5 protein-coding genes are annotated in these 3,805 nt (G+C 68.8%); 1 reads left to right on the forward strand and 4 read right to left on the reverse strand.

What is annotated here, in order from left to right:
* Nucleotides 1-139: 139 nt before the first annotated feature.
* The 4 genes from R1101_RS0118210 to R1101_RS0118225 are packed head-to-tail and all read right to left on the reverse strand — an operon-like array spanning nt 140 to nt 3,197.
* Nucleotides 140-946: an SCO1664 family protein gene (locus tag R1101_RS0118210; RefSeq protein WP_016934784.1), complete on the reverse strand. Its 807-nt coding sequence runs from the start codon at nt 944-946 to the stop codon at nt 140-142.
* Between the two features lie 4 nt (nt 947-950).
* Nucleotides 951-1,541 (reverse strand): DUF3090 domain-containing protein, encoded by a 591-nt coding sequence (locus tag R1101_RS0118215; RefSeq protein WP_026003438.1) that lies wholly within the window; start codon nt 1,539-1,541, stop codon nt 951-953.
* 45 nt (nt 1,542-1,586) lie between these two features.
* Complete coding sequence (locus R1101_RS0118220; protein ID WP_016934786.1) at nt 1,587-2,315, reverse strand: histidine phosphatase family protein; 729 nt, start codon at nt 2,313-2,315, stop codon at nt 1,587-1,589.
* Nucleotides 2,316-2,351: 36 nt separating this feature from the next.
* Nucleotides 2,352-3,197 carry an undecaprenyl-diphosphate phosphatase gene (locus tag R1101_RS0118225; protein ID WP_198420300.1) on the reverse strand — a complete coding sequence of 282 codons (846 nt, stop codon included), beginning with the start codon at nt 3,195-3,197 and terminating at the stop codon, nt 2,352-2,354.
* 211 nt (nt 3,198-3,408) lie between these two features.
* Here R1101_RS0118225 and R1101_RS0118230 point away from each other — a divergent pair.
* On the forward strand, nt 3,409-3,805 hold a 397-nt coding region (locus tag R1101_RS0118230), incomplete at its 3' end, for an aldo/keto reductase (RefSeq protein WP_016934788.1).

Genomic DNA, 3,805 nt, shown 5'->3' on the forward strand with positions numbered 1-3,805 from the left:
AACAACCGCAGCGGAGGCCCCTGACCGGGGACGGACGGGATCGCGACGTCGGACCAAGATTGCATGACCACGAGCCTAATGGAGTCGGAGAAGTACTCCGCGCGGGCACCCGGGGCGCGACGGGCGAAGCGCGGATGCCTCAGAACGCCGGCCAGGGAATGCGCCGGTCGCCGCGCGGATGCGGCATCACAGGATGCTCGAGCAGACGGGTGATCCGGCGCTGCAATGCGCGGACCTCGACGCCGGTGATGTGCTCGCGCAGCTCCTCGGCGAACCCGCCGTCGAACCGGCGCAGCAACTTGTCGAGATCGGCGAGCAGGACCGGATCGACCGTCTCGCCGCTCCACCCCCACAGCACGGTGCGCAGCTTGTCGTCCTGGTGCAGGCAGATGCCGTGATCAACGCCGTAGACATGTCCGTCGAGACCTTCGAGGACGTGCCCACCTTTGCGGTCGGCGTTGTTGAGGACGACGTCGAGCACCGCCATGCGCTGCAGGCGCGGATCGTCGGCGTGGACGAGCACCACCTCGGCGCCGTCCAGATCACGGGCACGCAGGATCGGCAGCCACCCCTGTGCGACCGCGCCCGCCGGGCACAGATCCACCAAGTCCAGTCGTTCCGTGGCGCCTTGCGCCGAGTCGACCGTGTCGATCCAGCGCTGCACCATGCCGGGTCCGTACGGCCCGTCGCGCAGTACCGTGAGCGGAACGACGTCCCAGCCGAGCGTCTCGGAGATCAGATACGAGGCGACCTCACGTCCGGCGAGGGTGCCGTCGGGGAAGTCCCACAGTGGCCGCTCGCCGCGGACGGGCTTGTAGACGCACCGCACGACGGAGTCGCCGTGCCGCGCGTCGCACACGAGGGTGGCGTTGCTCGCGTGCACGATCTGTCCGACGACGGTAAGGTCGCCGTCGGTCAGCACGGTCCGGGTGTCCGGCGTCGTCACGTGGTCAGTTTTCTTCCTCGCCGAACCACGAGGCCGGATCGAATCCGGGGGTGCGCAGATAGCCGTTGGTGCGGATGCAGATGTGCCCGTCGGCGCCGATCGGCTCGCCACACAGCGGGCACGGAGTGCGACCGGCCGAGACGACGAGTTCGGAGCGGGCCGCGAACTCGCGGGCCTGCACCGGGGTGAGGAACACCCGCACCGCGTCCGGGCCTTCCTCGGTGTCGTCGAGCACCACCGATTCGTCGAGTTCGGTGTCGGTGACCGCGAGCAGTTCGACCACCACCGAGCCGGCATCGGCGTCCCAGCCCAGACCCATCGTGCCGACGCGGAACTCCGCCTCGATCGGTGTCACCAGCGGGCTGACGTCGACCTCGGGCTCGTCGGGGATCACGGTGCCGAAGCGGCGCTGCACCTCTTCGAGGAGCAGGCCCATCCGGTCGGCGAGGATCTGCACCTGCTGCTTTTCCAGCAGCACGCTCACGACACGGGACTCGTGCACGGCCTGCAGGTAGAACACCCGGTCGCCCGGTTCACCGACGGTGCCGGCGATGAACCGATCCGGGGTTCGGAACACGTGTATTGCGCGGGCCATCACACCTCCTCGAGTCCCCACACTCTGCCATGAGGGTCACTGCCATTATCCGCGCGCCGTCTCCTGCCGGTGCCCTCGAGGGGGATCGCCGGGTTCCTCCACCGCACCGGGGACTTCCCCGCCGGGCACGGACTTCGGTTCGGACGGGCCGGCGAGCCCGGACAGGTCCGAACCGGCGTCGTTCACGCGCAGCACGAACGGCCGGGTGTCGGTGTAGCGGACGATGCCGATCGACGCCGGTTCGGCGACGATCCGCTGGAATGCGTCGAGGTGCATCGCGAGCGCGTCGGCGAGGATCGACTTGATGACGTCGCCGTGACTGCAGGCGATCCACACGACGTCCTTGCCGTGCAACTCGCGCAGGCGCCGGTCGTGTTCGCGGATCGCGGCGACCGCGCGGGACTGCACCTGCGCGAGCCCTTCACCGTCGGGGAAGACCGCCGCGGACGCGTGCTGCTGCACGACCGCCCACAACGGTTCCTTCACCAATTCCTTCAGCTCGCGTCCGGTCCACTGCCCGTAGTCGACCTCGGCGAGCCGCTCGTCGACGACCGGTTCGAGTCCGCGATCGGTCGCGAGCGGCTGCACCGTCTGCCGACAGCGCAGCAAGGGCGATCGCACGATCTCGGTGATCTCGAGCCCGGCGAAGCGAGTGACGAGATTCTTCGCCTGCACGTGGCCGACCTCGTCGAGTTCGACACCGGGCGATCGACCTGCCAACACGTGCGAGGTGTTCGCGGTCGAACGTCCGTGCCGCAGCAGGATGACCGTCATGCGCCCAGCCTAGAGGTACTGCCTGCCGGCAGTCTGTCAGGTGGCGGAGACCACGCCCGTGGCGAGCAGCGCCAGCACGACCGCACCGAGGATCACCCGGTAGCCGACGAACCAGTACATCGAGTGGTTGACGACGAAGCGCAGCAGCCACGCGATCGCCGCGTAGCCGACCGCGAACGCGATCAGAGTCGCGACGAGCAGCTGCGCCCCCGAGGCGTCGAGTCCCTCGCCGGCCGGTTCGAAGGCGTCGGGCAGGCTGAACAGACCGGACGCGACGACCGCGGGAATGGCGAGCAGGAACGAGTATCGGGCCGCGGCCTCGCGGGTGAGTCCGAGGAACAGGCCCGCGGAGATGGTTCCGCCGGAGCGGGACACACCGGGGATCAGCGCCAGCGCCTGCGCCGAACCCATGATCAGACCGTCCTTGAGCGTGAGTTGACTCACATCGCGCCGCTGCTTGCCGAAGTACTCGGCGGCGGCGATGACGATCGAGAACACGATGAGCATCGTCGCGACCAGCCACAGATTGCGGGCGACGGTGCGGATGTCGTCCTTGAACAGCACACCGAGGATGCCGATCGGGATGGTGCCGAGGATGACGTACCACCCCATCTTGTAGTCGTGGTCGGCACGGTGCTCGCGATGGAACAGACCGCGGAACCAGGCCTTCATGATCCGCCAGATGTCGCCGGCGAAGAAGACCAACACGGCCGCCTCGGTGCCCAGCTGGGTGACCGCCGTGAAGGACGCGCCCGCATCCTCACCGAAGAAGATCTCCGAGACGATCCGCAGGTGGCCGGACGAGGAGATCGGCAGGAACTCCGTGAGGCCCTGCACGATGCCGAGCACGATCGTCTGCAGCCAGGTCATCGATTCGCCGATCATGCGGCGACTCCCGGCACGGGGGCTGCGGTGGGGGCGGGTCGACGGTCTCGGATGCAGGGAGCAATTCTCACTCGGCGAAGGGTACGTGGTGACCGATCGGTCGGCGCGCCGGACGCTGCACGGCGGGTCGCGCGCATTAGGGTGCAATACCGGGGTCGTGGCCGAGCGCGGCGACGTCCCGTCGTGTCGGGAGGAAACGCGGACGGTTATGGAATACAGGACAGTCGGTGCGAGCGGCCTGCGGGTTTCACGGCTCGGCCTGGGCACCTTGACGTGGGGTCGCGGAACGGACGGCGACGAGGCCGCGGCGCAGCTGTCGGCCTTCGTCGATGTGGGAGGCACGCTCGTCGACACCTCCCCCGCCTACGGAGACGGAGTCGCGCAGCGGATCCTCGCCGAACTGCTCGACGACGTGGTGCCCCGCGACCAGCTGGTGCTCTCGGGCAGCTCCGGCATCGACACCACCACCCTCGGTTCCGGCCGGGTGGACTGCTCCCGCTCGGGGCTGCTCAACCAGCTCGACGCGACGCTGCGCGAACTCGGCACCGACCACCTCGACGTGTGGCAGGTCGCGACGTGGGATCCGCACACCCCCGTCGACGAGG

This window comes from Rhodococcus sp. R1101 (assembly GCF_000278445.1).
Lineage (GTDB): Bacteria > Actinomycetota > Actinomycetes > Mycobacteriales > Mycobacteriaceae > Rhodococcus > Rhodococcus gordoniae.